Source organism: Pontiella sulfatireligans, assembly GCF_900890705.1.
GTDB classification, from domain to species: Bacteria; Verrucomicrobiota; Kiritimatiellia; order Kiritimatiellales; family Pontiellaceae; genus Pontiella; species Pontiella sulfatireligans.
This window is the reverse complement of record NZ_CAAHFH010000001.1, coordinates 3,584,224-3,602,445: the sequence shown is the minus strand read 5'-3', so window position 1 is coordinate 3,602,445 and position 18,222 is coordinate 3,584,224. Positions and strand designations below refer to the sequence as shown.

General features: G+C 53.7%; 14 protein-coding genes. 5 read left to right on the top strand and 9 right to left on the bottom strand.

The annotated features are described in order from the left end of the window. Positions 1 to 40: 40 nt before the first annotated feature. Both SCARR_RS12590 and SCARR_RS12585 read right to left on the bottom strand, forming a co-directional pair. Positions 41 to 433, bottom strand: coding sequence for a putative signal transducing protein (locus SCARR_RS12590; protein ID WP_136061918.1), 393 nt, complete (start codon positions 431 to 433; stop codon positions 41 to 43). A 67-nt stretch (positions 434 to 500) separates the two neighbouring features. Beyond that, positions 501 to 1,943, bottom strand: a complete 1,443-nt coding sequence (locus SCARR_RS12585; protein WP_136061917.1) for a sulfatase family protein — start codon at positions 1,941 to 1,943, stop codon at positions 501 to 503. A 203-nt stretch (positions 1,944 to 2,146) separates the two neighbouring features. Here SCARR_RS12585 and SCARR_RS12580 point away from each other — a divergent pair, with 203 nt between their 5' ends. The 4 genes from SCARR_RS12580 (at position 2,147) to SCARR_RS12565 (ending at position 9,405) form a co-directional block, all read left to right on the top strand. After that, complete coding sequence (locus SCARR_RS12580; protein WP_168433276.1) at positions 2,147 to 2,938, top strand: IclR family transcriptional regulator; 792 nt, start codon at positions 2,147 to 2,149, stop codon at positions 2,936 to 2,938. Between the two features lie 125 nt (positions 2,939 to 3,063). Next, entirely contained in the window at positions 3,064 to 4,773 is a 1,710-nt protein-coding gene (locus tag SCARR_RS12575) for an arylsulfatase (protein ID WP_168433275.1), read from the top strand. A gap of 15 nt (positions 4,774 to 4,788) precedes the next feature. Then, positions 4,789 to 8,568: an HzsA-related protein gene (locus SCARR_RS12570; protein WP_136061914.1), complete on the top strand. Its 3,780-nt coding sequence runs from the start codon at positions 4,789 to 4,791 to the stop codon at positions 8,566 to 8,568. Continuing rightward, positions 8,569 to 9,405, top strand: a complete 837-nt coding sequence (locus SCARR_RS12565; RefSeq protein WP_136061913.1) for a beta-propeller domain-containing protein — start codon at positions 8,569 to 8,571, stop codon at positions 9,403 to 9,405. It abuts the gene before it with no gap. Between the two features lie 69 nt (positions 9,406 to 9,474). Here the strand turns inward: SCARR_RS12565 and SCARR_RS12560 are convergent, their stop codons facing one another. The 4 genes from SCARR_RS12560 to SCARR_RS12545 form a co-directional block, all read right to left on the bottom strand. Continuing rightward, positions 9,475 to 10,161 (bottom strand): family 16 glycoside hydrolase, encoded by a 687-nt coding sequence (locus SCARR_RS12560; RefSeq protein WP_136062175.1) that lies wholly within the window; start codon positions 10,159 to 10,161, stop codon positions 9,475 to 9,477. A gap of 111 nt (positions 10,162 to 10,272) precedes the next feature. Continuing rightward, positions 10,273 to 11,658 (bottom strand): sulfatase, encoded by a 1,386-nt coding sequence (locus SCARR_RS12555; RefSeq protein ID WP_136061912.1) that lies wholly within the window; start codon positions 11,656 to 11,658, stop codon positions 10,273 to 10,275. Positions 11,659 to 11,660: 2 nt separating this feature from the next. After that, a complete protein-coding gene (locus tag SCARR_RS12550) occupies positions 11,661 to 13,037 on the bottom strand; it encodes a sulfatase (RefSeq protein ID WP_222846284.1) in 1,377 nt (458 codons plus the stop codon). Between the two features lie 143 nt (positions 13,038 to 13,180). After that, positions 13,181 to 14,683, bottom strand: a complete 1,503-nt coding sequence (locus tag SCARR_RS12545) for a sulfatase family protein (RefSeq protein ID WP_222846283.1) — start codon at positions 14,681 to 14,683, stop codon at positions 13,181 to 13,183. A 412-nt stretch (positions 14,684 to 15,095) separates the two neighbouring features. On the opposite strand from SCARR_RS12545, the gene SCARR_RS12540 reads away from it, so the two are divergent. Beyond that, positions 15,096 to 15,935, top strand: a complete 840-nt coding sequence (locus SCARR_RS12540) for a hypothetical protein (RefSeq protein WP_136061909.1) — start codon at positions 15,096 to 15,098, stop codon at positions 15,933 to 15,935. A 31-nt stretch (positions 15,936 to 15,966) separates the two neighbouring features. Here SCARR_RS12540 and SCARR_RS12535 read toward each other — a convergent pair whose 3' ends face one another. From SCARR_RS12535 to SCARR_RS12525, 3 genes are all read right to left on the bottom strand, one after another. After that, positions 15,967 to 17,373: a sulfatase gene (locus SCARR_RS12535; RefSeq protein ID WP_136061908.1), complete on the bottom strand. Its 1,407-nt coding sequence runs from the start codon at positions 17,371 to 17,373 to the stop codon at positions 15,967 to 15,969. 347 nt (positions 17,374 to 17,720) lie between these two features. Beyond that, positions 17,721 to 17,906: a hypothetical protein gene (locus SCARR_RS12530; protein ID WP_222846282.1), complete on the bottom strand. Its 186-nt coding sequence runs from the start codon at positions 17,904 to 17,906 to the stop codon at positions 17,721 to 17,723. Continuing rightward, positions 17,893 to 18,183: a BrnT family toxin gene (locus SCARR_RS12525; RefSeq protein ID WP_136061907.1), complete on the bottom strand. Its 291-nt coding sequence runs from the start codon at positions 18,181 to 18,183 to the stop codon at positions 17,893 to 17,895. Before SCARR_RS12525 ends, SCARR_RS12530 begins: the two co-directional genes overlap by 14 nt. Between the last annotated feature and the right edge of the window lie 39 nt (positions 18,184 to 18,222).

Genomic DNA, 18,222 nt, shown 5'->3' with positions numbered 1-18,222 from the left:
GGGACGCCGTCCCCGATGTCCGGCGCCGGATTGGAGTCCGCTACATCTGGGGTCGTTTTTTATCTTTCCATTTGTGCCCGCAATTTTTGCATGTGCATTTGCGCTTAGACCAGGTGAACGGCATGTTGATTAGAAACAATGACAGGTACGCGCTTCGCTTAGATACATTTTCATATTCAACTGAATCAGAAGAGCAGTTGGGGCATTTGAAAATTCCTGTGTCTACTGGGTTTTCATCATCAAGAATCTCCCGAGCCTTCTTCATGTCATCTTCATGAATTTGAATTCTAATTCCTCCAATTGCTCCAGAATATAGGGGATTAATTAAGGCTAGATTTTGATCTGCAATGAATGCGTTGATGCCAGATTCTTCCAGTTGCATGCATAACATGTCCGCTTCGTGAATGTATGAAACTTTAGCTATTGTGATCATTTTTTTGTCCAAACCCAACCGTAGAGCGTGCCCGTTGCGCCGGATTGGAATCCGGCACCACACGACCCTATAGGTTTACGCCGGTGCCCTGCATCTTGCTCTTGTTGCCCCAGATAATCTGCCAGGGATCGTTGGTGTCGGTCTGGAAGGCTTTCATCTTATCCTTCATGGCCTGGAGCTGCTTGGCGTATTCCGGCTTTAGGGCCAAGTTGTCGCTTTCTTCCGGATCCTTGGCAAGGTCATAGAACTCGAACTCGGCGCGGTAGAGATAGTCCTGCACTTTGCGGTGCCCGAAATATTCGCCTTTGTTCCGATAGACGCTCTGCCAGGTGGAGGCGGCCCACAGGTCGGAGGCGAACGGATATTTCAGGCCGTAGGCAATGTTCCAGATCAGCTTCATGTCACCGTCGCGCACCACGCGCATCGGATAGTACATCGTGATTTCATGGAAGGTGTGCGTCGCATAGATCGTGTTCCAATCTTTGGAATCTTTTTTTCCAAGGATGGGAAGAAACGAGCGGCCGTGGAATTCCGATGCTTGGAAGTCCACTCCGGCAAAGTCGAGAATGGTGGGGGTCAGGTCAACCCACGAAACCATGGAGTTGTTGACGGCGCCTTTGAGGTCGGTGCGCGGATCTTTGACGATACAGGGCAGTTTGATGCCCGGCTCGTATACCGTGGTTTTCGCGCCGGGGAAGGCGATGCCGTTGTCGGAAATATAGATGATGATGGTGTTGTCGGTTTTGCCGGCCTTGTTCAGCAGTTCCTGCAACTTGCCGAGCCCTTGGTCGATGCGCGATATGGACTGGTAATATTCGGCGAGTTCGGCGCGGCATTCTTTGGTATCAGGCAGGAAAGGGGGGACAAGGACTTTGGCCGGATCATACTTTACGGTCGTTACACCGGGATAGCCTTCGGGGCGGTTGCCGAAGGAATTCGGCGCGTCCCATGGATCGGGCGTGAAGGGATGCCCTCGGTGGGGATCATCGGGGCAGAAGTAGAGGAAGAAAGGTTTGCTGCCATCGATGACATCCTCGCATTTTTCAGCCATCGCAACGGTGCTGCGCGGATCTTCTTTGAGCACCGTGTTGAAGAGGTAGACCGACTCGGGGGCCACGTGGTATTTGCCGATGCGGGCTGTTTCGTATCCGGCTTCTGCAAGCAGGACGGGCAGCGACTTGACGGTATCGAAGGTGCTGAAGTGATGGTAGTCATGGACGTGGCCGTAGGAGCCGGTGGCGTGGCCGAACTTTCCGGTCAAAATGACGGAGCGGCTGGCGGCGCAGCTGGCGCTGGTGCAGTAGGCGCGGGTAAAGCGTACGCCGTCCGCAGCAAGCTGATCCATATTCGGGGTTTTGATGACCGGATTGCCGTAGCACCCCAGCGCATCGAGCCCGTGGTCGTCGGTGACGAATAGAATAATGTTGGGCTGCGCCGGCGGCGTTCTTCCTGCGGCATAAATCTGTGAGCTGAAAATCAGGGATAGGGCGATCAGGGATAGTGTTCTCATAGTCAGGTTCCTTTTTCAATAGAGTTGTTTATACATGCATTCTCTAACTGGGGAAATACGTAGATGCGTAAATGATGTATTCTATTTTGCCAGAACGGGGAGGAAATGGGCGGAATAGGAAAATAACTCATTTTATTTTGGACGCGCTATCCAAAATATTAAATATAGAACGTCGTTCTATTATGGGTCATTCAGGAGAGTTTATGAATATACAGGCGAACCGAGAAGAGCTGGCGGAGTTCAAGATGACCAATCTTGAGCGCGGACTCACGATTATGGAGCTGCTGACCGACTATCCCGACGGGCTGGGCACATCGGAAATTGCCCGGATGCTGGATTTGCCGAAAAACTTTATTTTTCGGGCAACCCGTGTACTGCACCTGCGCGGCTATTTGGACCGCAACGAGGATTCGAAAACGTTTTCGGTGAGCCGCAAGCTGCTTTCGATGAGCTATCACGTGTTGAAGCACACCAGTTTGATCGAAGTGTCCATGCCCTTGATGAAGCAGCTGCGCAATGAAATTAAGGAAACCGTGACGCTGTCCGCTATTGAAGGAGCGCAGGGCATTGTTCTCGATTATGTGCCAAGTCCGCATTCGCTGCGGCTCGTGGTGGAGACCGGCGCGCATTACCAGCTGCATTCCTCTGCGCCGGGCAAGGCCATGCTCGCCTTCATGCCGGAAGAGGATCGCGACTATCTGATCGAGCAACTCTCTTTCGAAAAATTCACCAGCCAGACCATCACGTCGAAGAAAGCTTTTTTCCAAGCATTGGAAAGCGTGCGAAAGGCCGGCTATGCGGTCGATCTCGGCGAAGAGTTGGAGGGCATTCATTGTCTATCGGCGCCGGTGTTCGACGAAAAAGGGTTTCCGGTCGCCGCGCTCGTCGTGACGGGGCCGGCCAGCCGCTTTCCGGTTAGGCTGTTTAAAGAACGAGGGGAGCTGCTTAGGCAAGCCGCGGTAAATATTTCAACTAAATTGGGATGTGCAGAATGAAAGATGCAGATATGTTAACCACGAAATATACTAAATACACGAAACGGGTTCATTCTGTTGGTTTTCGTGTGGTTCGTGTATTTCGCGGTTTAATTTTCTGTTGCACAGGAGCTTTCTCTCTTGCTGTGTCGGCGGCTGAAAAACCCAACGTGATCGTGGTGCTGACCGACGATCAGGGCTACGGCGATTTTTCGTGCCATGGCAACCCGGTGCTGAAAACGCCGAACCTCGACAAGCTGCATGCACAGAGCATTCGTTTGACCGACTTTCACTCCGCGCCGGTTTGCACGCCGACGCGCGGGCAGTTGCTGACCGGTCGCGATGCGATGCATAACGGCGCGTGGTCCTGGGCCTTCGGCCACGAAATGATCCATGGCGAAAACAAAACCATGGCCGACATTTTTAAGGCCAACGGATACACTACCGGCCACTTTGGAAAATGGCACCTCGGCGACAACTATCCGTTCCGTCCCGGCGATAAAGGATTCGACGAAACCATCAGCCACGGTGGTGCGGCAACGCACCAAACGCCGGACTATTGGCAGAATGATAATTTTGATGATTTCTATCGCCACAAGGACGGCTCGTATCAGCAACACAAAGGCTACTGCACAGATGTCTGGTTCGACCTATCGATGGATTTCATGGCGCGCTGTCAAAAGAAGAAAAAGCCCTTCTTCCTCTATCTGCCGACCAATGCGCCACACGGCCCGCACTATGTTGCCGAAAAATATTCCGACCTGTACAAGGATGCCGGGAAGGCCTCGAACTTTTTCGGCATGATTGCCAATATCGATGAAAATATGGGGAGGCTCGAGGCCTTCATGCAGGAAAATGGACTGGCCGAAAACACGATCTTGATTTTCATGACCGATAACGGTGCGACCGCCGGATACGAGATCTATAATGCCGGCATGCGCGACAAGAAAAGCAAATATTACGATGGCGGGCATCGGGTGCCGTGCTTCATCCGCTGGCCGGAAGGCAACCTCGGAGTCCCGCGCGATATTAATGAGCTGACCCAGGTGCAGGATATTTTCCCGACGCTGATTGAGCTGCTGGATCTTAAGGCAAAGACGGATGCGGTTGAACGGTTTGACGGCGCAAGCCTCGCCGGTTTGTTGACGGGGAAACAAGTTGTACTGGCCGACCGTAAATTGGTGGTTCAGTGGTCGTCCAAAGATTATCCCGACTATGGCGCCGCCGCCGTGCTCTGGAAAAAATGGCGGCTGGTGCACGACAAGGAGCTTTACAATATTGCCGATGATCCGGCGCAAGCGACCGACGTTGCTCTCCAGCACCCGGAAATAGTGGAAAGCATGAAGGCGCATTATGCCGATTGGTGGGAAACCGTGAAACCGGTGGTCTCGATCTATTCGCGCGTGGGCATCGGTGGAGCCGAAAACCCATCGCGCTTGACTTGTTTTGAATGGACGAAAAAATCCAATACCAAAATCAATGTAACCGATCAGCGGAAAAGTGTCTGGCTCGGTGGCCAGGTGAACGGCAGCTGGATGCTGGATGTGGTCACACCCGGCAAATATCGATTCGAACTGATGCGCTATCCCAAAGAAGCAGCCACTGCCATGAGCGCGGCCTATCCGGCGATTCAAAGGGAGTTCAAACCGTTTCCCAAATGCAAGGCGTTGTCCATTACTCGGGCACGGTTGCAGATCGGTATGATCGATAAGACCATAGCCGTTAAAACGACAGATAAGGTTGCGATGTTCGGGGTCGAATTGCCCGCCGGAGAAATCGAAATGCGTACATGGCTCATGGATGAGGCCGGGGAAGAACTTTGTGGAGCCTACTATGTGGAAGCAACGCGACTTTAAGAGGCAAAGAGAACGATGATGAAGAAACTATTTATATCAACCATATTGCTCATGGCGTTTTCTGTTGCCGCCGAAATCAAACTGGGTGACTGGCATGTGATCGGCCCATTCAAAGATGAGGAGTTCGGCAACATTGACCGGACGCTGGCCTATCGTTTCGGGCCGGAGCTGGACTATTTCAAGTCGCTGGGAATTTTGCTGGAAGAGCCGGATCAACGGGAGAACCTTGCCCTGTTGGCCAAGGCTTCAAGCCCTGATGGCATTCCTGCTCAGGGGCATAATCCGAGTGGCGCGAATGATGGGAATCCGGACTCCTATTGGGACGACCAAGATCATGGAAAACAATACGTGCTCCAGTTGGATTGGAAAAAGCCGGTGTCGTTCAGCAATGTACGATTGTCTGGATATGCGCATCATAATTTTGCGCCTAAAACCTTCTCGCTTGTAGCCGATGGAAACGTGGTTGCAGAGGTGCAGCATGCTGCATACAGCCAAAATCAACTCGTCGTCACTTTCAAGCTGGTCAAGGCGCGTCGGCTCGAATTGCGGGTGAATAAATATTATGGAGGTTCGCCTGCGGTACGTGAAATCGAGGTGTTTAAAACGCTTCCAGCCGAGGCCGCTGCGGTCTTTATTCCTCAGATCGACCTTTCGGGCAGCTATGAAATGAAGCCGTTTCCGGGCTACCTTGATTTGGAGCGTAAGTGGGAGGTTCGGAAGGACTACGCAGACGGTTTCTACAACCTGTTGCCGCGCGGTCCGGCACCGTCGCGCATGGAGGCGGTTTATCTCTACCGTACGATTGAGTCCGATAGCGACCAGACCATCCCGATGTATTTCCGGATGCAGGATTTCTTCAAGGTCTGGGTCAATGGTGCAGAGGCCTTTAAGCATAATCAATTGGCTGGATGGAGCCGGTATCAAAAGCCCATGAAACAGGATGTCCGGTTGAAGAAAGGAACGAACCATCTGCTGATCAAGAACGTCAGTCGATGGGCAGAGCATGGGTTTTCGTTTGCCGTGGAAGGCATGCACGATGTTACGGACCCGTTTTATGTGGATGTTCATGAAACGGATAAGCTGACGGCTGAACAGTATGCTGGCGCTTTCAAGTTTAAGGCGGAGCCGATTCCGATGTATTCGCCGGCTGAATATGAACTTGAGAAAAGCCTCGGTTCGTTCAATGCCTCGCCAGCGGCTGCGGAATATGACCGCAAGTTGGACGCATTGAAAAAGAAAACGGCTAAGATGAAGAATGCAGATCGGAAACGACAGAAGCTGGAGGCTTTTCTTGATGAAGAAGTGAAGGCGCTGCCTCCGATCCTTTTCATTGCCAAACCGCTGCACGATCAGAATGCCATTGCTCCCTACATGACGCAAGGATCGCTTCCTTCGGCCATTTGCAAACTGGATCCTTCAAAGCCGGGCAGTGAGCCGAAGGTAATCTATTCAGACCCAGACATGCGCATCTACGATATGAGTCTCTCTTTTGATGGGAAGACCATCTTCTTTTCCGCAAAGAAGGAGAACAAACCCTATGCTTGGAACATTTATGAAATTGGGAACGCTGGCCAAGGCCTGAAGCAGATTACCAGCGGCGATACAGCAGATATCAGCCCGGTAGAGCTTCCGAGTGGCCGACTGGCGTTTATCTCCACCCGGAAAAGTACATTTGTTGAATGTCAGAGTAAGTATGCCGGCCTGCTGTTCACGATGAACCGCGATGGTTCAGATGTCCGTCTCATTTCGGCGAACATCGACAGCGATCATTCGCCGCGCGTGACCAATGACGGGCAGATCATGTTTACGCGTTGGGATTACGGCGTGGAAAAGAATGTGTTTGCACGGCACGGCCTCTGGACGGTGAATCCGGACGGAACAAACCTTCAGCTAGTCTACGGCAATACGATCGAAGATCCGGGCGGACTCTGGTGGGCGAGCTCCATTCCGGACCGGCCTGAAATTCTGGCGGTCTTCGGCCCGCACCATAATCACCATGCCGGCATGATTGGTCTGGTGTGGAATGGCAAGGGGCCCGAAGCGCCGCGCGGCGTGGGCTACCGCTGGATCACCCGCGAGGCCCCGGTGTATGGAGATAAGACTTATGCCGACGGATACCGCACGCCTTGGCCTCTGAATGAAAAGCAGTTCTTGGTTTCATACGGAGGAGAAAAACATCGCCCTGAATGGGTTAGTCCGGATCCGAAGAACTGGAAGGTTAAACGGCCGTACAACAAGTATACTCCACTGAAGCTGCTGTATCTGGATGCCTACGGCAACGAGCGTGTGATCTATGAAGCGCCGGACAACCTGTCCGTCTACAACGGCATGCCGGTTGTGCCCCGTAAAAACCCGGCGGTAATTGCCGACAAGATTCCGCCGTTCAACTGGAGCTTCGCTGATCCGGAAAAAATGAACCGCACGGATGCCGGTGCGGATCTGATGGGCACAATGATGGTGCAGGATGTCTATCAAGGTATTTCAAAGCATGTGAAGCGGGGCGACGCTAAATACATTGCGGTGATGGAACAGATCCAGAAGAGTCGTATTCTGAGCGGTGGCGAGGCGTGGGGGCATTCGCCATTGATCGGACGCGGCACGGTGCATGCGCGCCGTCTGATTGGTCTGGTCCCGGTTGAAGAGGACGGTTCTGCCTTCTTCAAGGTTCCGGCGTTGCGCAGCGTTTCGCTCAACGTGCTCAACGACGAAGGCAAGACGCTCATGCGCATGGGGTCGGATATTCATGTGATGCCCGGCGAAAACCTGAGCTGCATCGGCTGCCATGAGCAGCGCGAACTCGGCTATGGCGTGGCCCCGCCAGCGCTCGGGCAGCGCACAGCGCTTAAAAAACCGGCTGTCGTGCCGGAAAAGCAAGGCTGGGGAACGCAGGGCATCATCGATTACTCTACCGTCATTCAGCCGGTTTGGGATAAGCACTGTGTGGAATGTCACAGTGGCTCGGTCCCGAAGGGCGGCGTGAATATGACCGCCGATAAAACACGCTTCTTCAATCAGTCGTATGATCACCTGATCGACCGCGATATTGTCGATCACCTTTCCGTCTTCTCGCTGGACCACGACGAGGGCACACCCAATACGGTGGGCGCCATGGTCAGCCGCATTGACGAGTTTATGGACAAGAAGCATTGCGGTTCGGAAATCAGTTGGGACGATAAGTTCCGCGTCTACTGTTGGATCGATGCAAATGTTCCATACTATGGAACCTATGACTCTTTATTGGTTGATGGGAAAGCGCGTGGGCTGGGTATGCGCGATTCATGGGAAACGAAAAACAAGGCACAACAATGGGCCGAGGGTGACCTGCAGGAAATGTTCGACCGTCGCTGCGCCGACTGCCACGAACGCGATGCGCTCAACATGTCGTGGCTGATTCCGGCACGCATGAAAGTCTACAGCGATATCTGGGGCGACAAGGCGCTGACTTCGCACGGCATGGGTAAAAAATGGAAGTTGGTGCAGAAGCTGGGGCCGGAGTTCCGGATCAACCTGTCGAATCCTTCGCACAGCCTGTTGCTTCAGGCTCCGTTGGCGAAGGATGCGGGCGGGGCGGGCATGTGCAAAAATGAAGACGGATCACCGGTGTTTGCCGACAAGGACGATCCGGATTATCAAAAGTCATTGAAGGCCATTGAGGTCGGGCAGGACCGGCTGGAGGAATATCCCCGGATCGACATGATGGGCAAAGAAGCGTTCATGAATCCGTTGCCTGCGTGCAGCCCTTCGAATAATCCGGGCGGGCCCGGTGGGTGCGATGAAGATGTGGAGGGGCTATAAATGAAGCGTGCACTGGCTGTTGTTTATTTAGTTGCATTCACCTGTTCTGCGGAACAGCAGTTTCTGGTGACAAGCCATAAGCCGGACGGCATTCATAAGGTCGATAGTTCCGGGAATGTGGTTTGGACCTATTCCGACATCCGGCATCCGCAGGATTTTGATGTCGATGCGCAAGGGAATATATTTTGCAGCGAAATTCTCGGGGCAAAGATGCTTTCCCCTGAAGGGAAGCTGCTTTGGCGATATGATGTCCCGAAAGGATGTCAGAATCCCGTAGCGCAGTTCCTTGGCGATGGTCGCTTTTTGGTCGGAAACGAAGGGCCGGGCAAGCTGCTGGAAATCAATTCGAAAGGCGAGACGCTGAAGGAGGTTCAGCTGTTGCCAAAGAATGACAAGAGCCATGGTCAGTTCCGCTTTTGTCGCAAGACGCCGCAGGGCACCTGCCTCGCGCCGATGACCGCGGACGGCGTCGTACACGAAGTTTCCAGTGAGGGTGAAATTATCCGCGACTTCGGCAAGTTTACGCAGCCCGTATGTGCTGTACGTCTCGGCAATGGCCACACGCTGATCGGCTCCCTGCGCCGGTTGAACGATTTCGATAAAGACGGAAAACTGGTTTGGTCCTTTAATCCTGTGGTTGACGGAAAATTGCCCGAAGGAAACAAAGGGCATGTGTGCTCAATCCAACCTTTGGAAAACGGCGACATCGCTTTTACATTCTACCATGGGGTTAAAGCGTGGCCCGACATCATGGTGGTCAATCGCAAGAAGGAAGTCGTGAAGTCCATCGTCCTTCCTGAAATCGACAAGGTCGCCTCGCTTCGGAAAAGTTTGTGAATAGGTTGTAGTCCCGCCTTTAGGCGGTCAGTTCGCATAACCGTACGTCAAGGCCGCCTAAAGGCGGGACTACGAACTTTTATTATTATAAATCTTCAGGTCGTCGATCACGGCCTTCTTCGGCACGGAAAGGCGAAGGGTTCGTTTGGTGGGATGCGCAATGCCTTCCGACGAGAAGGAGGCGGTTTCCATTCCGTCAATGGTAACGGTCATGGTGTCGCCTTTGATCGTTACCTCTAGGTCATGCCACTTTCCGTTTTCTAGTTTGTTCTGGAATTTGTTCTCGGTGGATTTTAGTTTTTCCTTTTGTGTATCGGTCAGTGGTTGTTTGGCTTTGCGGACGGCGTAGATTTCCTTGCCCATTTTTCCGGTCTTTAGATCCGAGATCGTAATGTCCTTGGTGCTGATTTTAACCATGCACAGGTGGCCGGCGTGAACCTCTTTGAATTTCAGGTCTGCAAAGTTAAGGCCAAGGCTGTCGCCCGCATTTTCGAGCATGAAGCGGAGCTCAACGGTTCCATCTTTGAATTCGGCCGGGTGGGTGACGGAGACGGCGTGGTCCGCTTCGGCGTGGCGGTAGATGTGCATCGCCCCGTCCTTCAGATCGACCTGCTTGTTTCCTTTCGCCCGGCTCTTGCTGTTGGATCCCCATTCCTTTCCAATCTCGTCTTTAATTTCCTGAGATTCGTTACGGTTGAAGTCGTCGGAGAAGATCAGTGTTCCCTGTTTCCCGGCGAATGCAGTGGCCGAGAGCATGAGGAGGATCAAGGTATGTAGTCCCGTTTTTAGGCGGTTCCGCTCGTGGGTGCCTTGCTTCTGGATTTCGCCTAACGGCGGGACTACATGCCTTGTCATCATATTTCCCCTCTATTGGACTCCGGAATATTTTTCGACGTTCATCTCTTTTTCCCAGTCGATGAGCTTGGCTTTCAATTCAGCCACTTTTTCGGGGTTGGATTTGGCGAGGTCGGTTTTTTCTCCCTCGTCCTGAGCAATGTTGTAGAGCTTGAGGATGCCGCTGCGGTAGGCGAGCAGTTTCCAGTCGCCCTGGCGCACGGAACCATAAAGATCCTCGTAGGCGCGGAATCCGTAGATCGGCTCGCAGCGCTTCAGCTCGCTGTTGTTCTTGATGGTTTTCAGCAGGGAGATGCCGTCGAGATCTTTATAGTCGGACGGATCGCCGCCGGCGATTTCCACGAGGGTGGGGAAGAGGTCGGTCGATTGGACAATGCTGTTGTTGACTGCGCCCGGCTTGGTGACGCCCGGCCAGTTAAAGACAAACGGCACGCGCGCGCCGCCTTCATACAGCGTGTCTAGCTTTTTGCCGCCGTGGAAGGGCGGGTTGTCGAACGCGCCGCCCTGGTCGGACAGCAGGATAATGATGGTGTTGTCGGCCAGGCCTTTCTTTTCGAGAGCATCTCGGACGCGGCCGATAGACTCATCAACGGATTTGACCATGGCCGCATAATGCGCATAGCTTCCGGTCAGTCCTTTTTCCTGGAAGTGTTTCAGATAATCCTTCCGGCCGACGTGCGGGCCGTGGACGGAGTAGTACCAGAGCGAAATCATGAGCGGCTGTTCCTTGTTCCAGCCGTCGATAAACTTGACCGTTTCGTCGGTGAGCTTGTCGGTCAGGTAGGCTTCCTTTTCATCCGCCATCACATCGGAGTTTTTGAAGTAGGGCGGATAGTAGGATTTCGGGTGGCCGGCGTTGGAGGTGCCGATCTGTCGGTCGAAGCCTTGGTGGATGGGGTGGTAGGGTTCGTGGCCGAGGTGCCATTTTCCTGCGAACAGGTTGTAGTAGCCCAGCTCCTTCAACGCTTCGGCATAGGTGGTGTGCTCGAGCGGGAGCCAGTTGATGCAGGGGACGTGTGCGGGATCCTTTTCCCAGTAGCTGTATTTCTCGTCGGTGCGGCCGAACTTGTCGAAGCCGTGTTTTTCGTCGTTCGGGATATGGCGCACCAGCTCCAAGCGGGTGGGATGCTGGCCGGTGAGCAGGGTGCCGCGGCTCGGGCTGCAGGTCGGCGTGGCGATGTAGGCCTGTGTGAAATCGATTCCCTGGTGCATCAGCTTGTCGATGTTGGGCGACTCAAACACCTTCGGCTGGCGCAAGCCCATGTCGGCCCAGCCCCAGTCGTCCACAAAGAATAGGACAATGTTGGGTTGGGCTCCTGATTTAGCCGGGTTGGATGCGCCGGCCATGGCGTTAATCGCAAGAACTAAAAGTGATACTGCGAGAATTAATTTTTTCATAGTTAACCTTCCTTTTTTGCGAGTTTCTCTGAAAGCTGCTGCTTGAGCTCGGCAACGAGTGCTGGGTTTTGGTCTGCAATATTCAGCGTTTCCGAGCCGTCAGTGGTGTGGCCATAGAGCTCCACTTCTCCGCCCTTGTGAACCGTGATCCGGTGTGTGGCCGTGCGGAGCGTGTTGGCGTCGCTCTTATAAGCCAAGGCCGTATGCCCGGTTGCTTCCGGATTTGAGAGCTGGGGCGAGAGCGAAATGCCTTGCGCAAAATCAGGTGCGGGCAGATCGGTTAGGTCGCACAGCGTGGGGAAAATATCCAGCGTCTCCACCACGGCATCGGTTTTAATGCCCGGCTTTCCAATGCCGGGATAATAGACAATCAGCGGAGAATGCAGCGATTCTTCGAACAGCGAGTGCTTGCCCCAGATGGAGTGTTCACCAAGGTGCCAGCCGTGGTCGCCCCAAAGTATGACGACGGTGTTTTTGTCGGCGCCGGTTGCTGCCAGCTTGGCTATGATTTTTCCGACCTGTGCGTCGGCATAGCTCACGCAGGCGGCATAGTGCCGGCGGACTTCGGTGGCGAAAGTGGCGTCCTTGCGCGGATCTTTGCCCCATTGGTTGTATTTCATGTATTCGCCAGAGCCGTGCCAGGTGGTTTTGCCCGTCGGTTTTTCTGAATGAGGAATCGGCGGGAGTTCAACACCCTCGTACAGATCCAGATATTTTTTGGGTGCGCCGAACGGCAGGTGGGGCTTAATGATTCCGACCGCGAGGAAGAACGGTTTTTTTTTGTCGGCAGCCAATTCGCCGAGCTGGTCGAGCGCTTCATTCACAATCAAACCGTCGGGGTAGATCGTGTCCGGACCTTCCACAGATTGGAAAACATCCATGTCGCCGGTTTTTACACGAATCTCGCCGTTGGCAAGGCCATGCATCATCCCTCTTGGATGCTGCCATTCGCCGACCGGCATCAGGTGGCGGTCCCACGCATTCGGCATCTCGATTTTAGAGTCGTCGCTCCAGTCCGCGCCGCCGCGTCCGCCGGGGTGGTGCGAAACCTTGCCGACCGATACCGTCGTGTAGCCATGCGTCCGGAACCATTCCGGCATGCTGGGCGGCACAGCGTCCGGGGTTTTCGCCATTTCCCCGGCTCGTTCAAACAAGGCGCTGTTTCCTGCCGGGCCATAGCGGCCGGTCAGCAGGGTGAAGCGCGACGGGCCGCAGCTCGGCGCATTGACGTAGTGATGGAGGAACGGCCGCCCTTGCGCCGCCAGCTTGTCGATGTTCGGCGACTTGACGTAGCTTGCGCCAAACGAGGCCAGCTCCGGGCGCAGGTCATCAATGCAGATGAGCAGCACGTTTTTAGGCGATGCTTGCGTGTTCTGCAAACATAAGGAGATGAGTGCCAGAAATGCCGCGCCGAGGTGCAGAGTACGACTCGTTTTTACCACAGAGGCACGGAGGCACAGAGAAGGCAAAAAATTCCGAGCCTCTGTGTCTCCAGCGAAGCGGGTGGTGAAATAAGGATTCATTATTTTCCCTTCTTCTTGGTGCCGTACTTTTTCTTCCACGATTGGGTTTCCATCAGTTCGCCGGCTTCCAGTCTTGCCCAGACGTCCGGCGCCTTTTCCTTAACGGCTTCTCGAACCAAGACTGCACCGAGCCCTTCTTCGGGATGACGGTTGCCGAGATCGGCCAAGCCCATGTCATTGTTTTCGGCCTGCCATTGCTTTTCAAGCGCGCGCATCTTTTTCAACGTTTCGGCATATTCGGGGTTGGCGGCCAGATTGACCATTTGGTTGGGATCCTTATTGAGATCGTAGAGCTCTTCGGAGGGTTTTTCGTCCAAGAAGAACGTCATCTCGGCATCGCTCAGTTTGCCTTCCGCTTTCAGGCGGCGCATCACGTGCAGGGCAGGGCGGTTGAGTTCGAGGTAGGCCTGCGTGGTGTTCCACGGAACCTCGGGCATGTGGTTTTTGATGTAGGAAAACTTTTTGGTGGTGATGCTGCGCGAGCATTCGTCGATCTCGTCCCAAATGTCGCGGGCGGAGCGGACATATTCGCGGTATTGCGGATTTTCCACGCCGAAGACCGGATGGCCGTCGAGATAGTCGGGCATATGGGCGCCGGCGAGTTTCAGGATGGTGGCGGAAATGTCGGTCATGCAGACGAGTTCGTCCACGACGGTGCCGGCCTTGATGCCCGGGCCCCAGACAATCATCGGAACATGGATGCCCGGTTCCTGCAGATAGCCCTTGCCTCGCAAGTTGCAGCGGCCGTTGTCGCCCACAAAGACGACGATGGTGTTTTTGTCGAGGCCCTGATCCTTGAGCCGCTGCATGATCTGGCCGACCTCGTCGTCCATGTATTCAATGGTGTCGAGGTAGGTGGCCCAGTCGTAGCGGATTTCCGGGGTGTCGGCCATGAAGGGGGGCAGTTTGATGGCGTCGAGCGGAACCGGGTGCTTCGATGCGGCCCGGACGCCGTTCCACCAGTCGCCGCGATGGGTGACTACCGTCTGGATCTGGTTGAAGAAGGGCTGGTCTGCCGGGGTGAACGTATCGAGCTTGTCAAAAATGCCGAAGTTTTTCACGCCGTCGTAAGGGCCCGTGTCTTTGTATTTAAAGTTGCAGTCGATTTTGCGCCCCTGCTTCATAACGAGATCGCTGCCTAGGATGCAGGTGTAGCCGGCGTCGCGGAGGTAGCTGGTGATCGGTTTGTACGGAGCCGGCAGCGGCGTGTCGCGGTTGCTGCGGTGGTGTTGGGCGTTAAAGGTGGTCTGGTGCGCGCCGACCATCATCGAAGAGCGGCTGGGCGAGCAGATCGGGTTGGCGCAGTAGGCACGGGTGAAGAGCATGCCTTCCTTCGCCATTTTGTTGAGATTAGGCGTTTTGACGCCGGCCATGCCATAGCATTCCAGATCCGGCGCGATGTCCTCCGTCATGATCCAAATCATATTGGGCTTCTGTAGTTCCGAAGCTTGGACAAGCCCTGCGGCCATAAGAGCTCCTGCCATTGCAAATGCGCGTTTCATATTGTGATCCTTGATTAGGTACTTTCGTTTTAGTTTCTTTAGCATTATGCGTTCCTGATCAGACTACTCTTTAGGTACTTGCGTCCAACCAATAACGCAGGATTTTCAGCAACGAATTTCCCCGTAGTTCAGATTTGTTGCTTTACATACATTCGTTGCTATTAAACCTCTGCTGCGGATCCGCATTGGATTCCAGAGTCTAGTTAAACAAGCACGAAATGTAGCAGAAATACGGACGCTCTGTAATGCGCGATTGCGTAAAAACTATACGTAATATTGCCAGTTTGCGCCTAAAAGTGAGGTCGCTTCCGTAGGTGACTTTTGTCGCGGGCTATTGTATTATCCCGCCTTTTATCGCAAGAAATGTAAACTTACAAAACAGATTAACTTATTTGGACAAAGGACGCGACACATGCTTTCAATTTTGATTTCACTCGCCTTTTCAATCGCACTGGTTGTCACCTGTGCGGTCACGGACGTACGCACGGGAACCACGGTTTTCTTTGGAATTTTCGGGTTCATTGCAGCCCAATTTCTGGTTGGGTTCCTGGTGCGTAAAAAAACCACTGCGGTTCAGAATGAGCTGCAAGCGCTTCTTACGCAGGGCCAGCAGCGGCTGCAGCGGAAAGTGCAGCAATTCCAAAGCAAGCCCGGCGGGAACATCAAGCTGATGCAGCGCCAGATTGAGGCTGGCCAGATGGAGATCGTGAAAGGCGCACTCGATTTTACCGATCGCTTTGAGCCCTTCAGGAAGTGGAATCTGTTGATGGGAAGGCAGATTGCAACCATGCGCTTGCAGTTTCTTTATCAGCTGAAGGAGTTTAAACAGGTGGATGAAATTTTCGCAGCAGGGGGGCTGTTTAGAGGCCCAATGCTGATGGACCCTATGCCGGTGTCCATGAAGATGGCGCGTCAGTATAAAAAGGGTGATGTTGCGGGCGTTGAAAAAACCTTCAAGCGTTATGTGAAATGGTTCCGAGGGGATCGCGGCACCCTGTTGTATGGTCTTATGTCGTGGGTGTTGGTGAAAGAAGGCGAGCCCGAAAAAGCGCGCCAGCTTTTGCTGAAAGCGAAGGACGCCACCGGAAATGAGACGTTCTCTTATAACTGGGAACGGCTTTCAAACAATAAAGAAAAGAGCTTCTCGAATGCGGGGCTCGGCGACGAATGGTACGGTCTCCATCTGGAAAAGCCACCGGCCCCCAAGCAGCAGCGAATGCGCGGAAACGCGCAAAACGCCCGCCGGTTCTAGATCCCGCTTTGGAGGGGCGGCGCCCCTCTAGCTAGTGGCCGGCCTTAGCTGTTGGTTTTTTGTCTGCCGGCAGAAACTTGCGCAGCTCTTTGATGATGCCCGCGTGTTCCGGGTTGGATGCAAGGTTGGTCCATTCGTTTGGATCTTTGTCGTGATCGTACAGTTCTTCGGTGCCCCTCTTCTTGCTGATGTAGCGCCACCGTTCGGTGCGCAGGCTATGGCCTCCGGCCGAGGAGGTGATTGCTGGATATTTCCATTCGATGTCTGGATTTTTAAGCACCGGAACAAAGCTGCGTCCGACCAGCTCTTTCTTTTCCGGAAGACCAGCGAGATCGATCAGGGTGGGGTAGAGGTCGATCAGGTTGACCGGGCGCTTGCTGCGTCCCGGCTCCATGCCCGGCACCTTGACGATGAAGGGCATGCGGGCGGTTTCTTCCCAGAGCGTTGATTTTTTATAGCGCAGTTTTTCGCCGACGTGCCAGCCGTGGTCGCTCCAGAGCACTACGATGGTATTATCCTTATAGAGGCTCTTTTCCAGCGCGTCGAGAATCACGCCGACGCAGTCGTCGGCATAGGCAATGTTGGCGAGGTAGGCCCATACGATTTCCTCGCGCAGCCCTTTTTCTTTGGCTTCTTTGTATTCGTCCATCGCTCCGCCTTTGCCAATGTCTGAGTAGTCATCTTCGTTGATTGGCGGGAGTTTGATCGAATCGAGATCAAAGCGGGCGTAGTACTCGGCCGGCACCGTCCACGGCAGATGCGGGCGGAAAATGCCGCAGGCCAGGAAAAACGGCTTTGGGGTTTTCTGCTCCGCTTCATCCGTCAGCCACTTCGAGGCCCACATGGCGTTCTGATAATCCTGGGTCAGCTCCTTCGGCTGCTGGGTGGACTTCCAAGCGATCCGTGGCTTTTGGACAAACGAAAGGCCGTTGTCGATATTGATGTCCTGGTAGGGCGTCATGTCGGTCAGCTGGCCTTTCGGGATCTTAAGCTTGTCCGTGCGCTGATTGCTCATGATGTCCCAGCTCTGCGGATCCATGTCGGCGTGGTGGAAAATCTTACCGCGCACCATTGAGGTGTAGCCATGGTTGCTGAAATAGCGGGGCAGCATGATGGCCTCTTTCAGCACGGGGCTCTCCCGCATTTCCTGTCCATTGCTGTACATTCCAGAAATATAAGGAGGAATCCCGCTCATCAAGGCGGAGCGGGAAGGGTTGCAGGCCACGGACGAACAACTGGCGTTTTCAAAGACCATGCCCTGAGCTGCCAGCCGGTCCATGTTGGGGGTCAGCGTCTGCGGATGCCCGCCCAGAAAGCCGACCCAGTCGTTCAGGTCGTCTATGGCAATCATCAGCACGTTCATAGGTTCTTTCGCGCTGAAGGCCGGCGAGGCCAGCAAGGCCATTGAAAATATTGAAATCCAAATCCTTCGTTTCATGTTCACTCCTGTAGTTGCCGATATTTAAGGCAGAATAATTGGGTGGTAGAATGATTCTCCGTCCATCCAGCAAAGAAGAATTATTCTGTCAAAATCACTCTGCCTAATTTCTCCCTTGCGATGCCAACGGAGTTTGTTTTTAGACGTGATAAAGGTATCAGAATCCAAGGCTCGATAAATACGTGATCGCGCAAAAGGTATGCGTGATTTCGCACAAAGAACGCACTTTCCTGTGGGAACCTGCCACGTGTTCAGCTGGCTTTTTGGGTAAGCCTCCCATTCACGTATCGGTGAAGGATGCTGGACATCAGGGTCTGGTAGGGGATTCCGTCTTCAACGGCAATGGCCTAGAGTTCCTCTAGATCTTTCGAGGTCATCCGTATGTTGACGCGTCGGTCTTTGCGCAACGTGTTTTGCGCGTATTTTTTGTGGCGGGCCATCTCTCCCTTTTGGTTTTTAACAGGCAGCCATTCACCCTGTTCAAAGGAATCCAGAATATCTTTTTCTCCTTGGTTTAGCTTACTGTTTTTCATTTGAAGAACCTCCAAGGTAGTCGCGTGTAGCCTTCCGGCTGGGAATGATGGTTTTCAGGAAACGGCCGTTCTCGTTTTCAACAAACAGCACGAGATAGGCATAGTCCTGTATACTCACCACCAAGACCTGCTGGCCTGGATGTTTTTTCTGATTGGGATGTGCAAGCACTCCGAGTAGATCGTCCTTCTCGATATGCATGACAACTTGCTCAAAGCTGATGCCTCGCTCAACTTTAAGCTTTTTGTTTTTCTCAGGATTCCACTGATAATAATCCACGTCGTTAAGTTGTCACGATGTGTGCCCTTTGGCAGCACC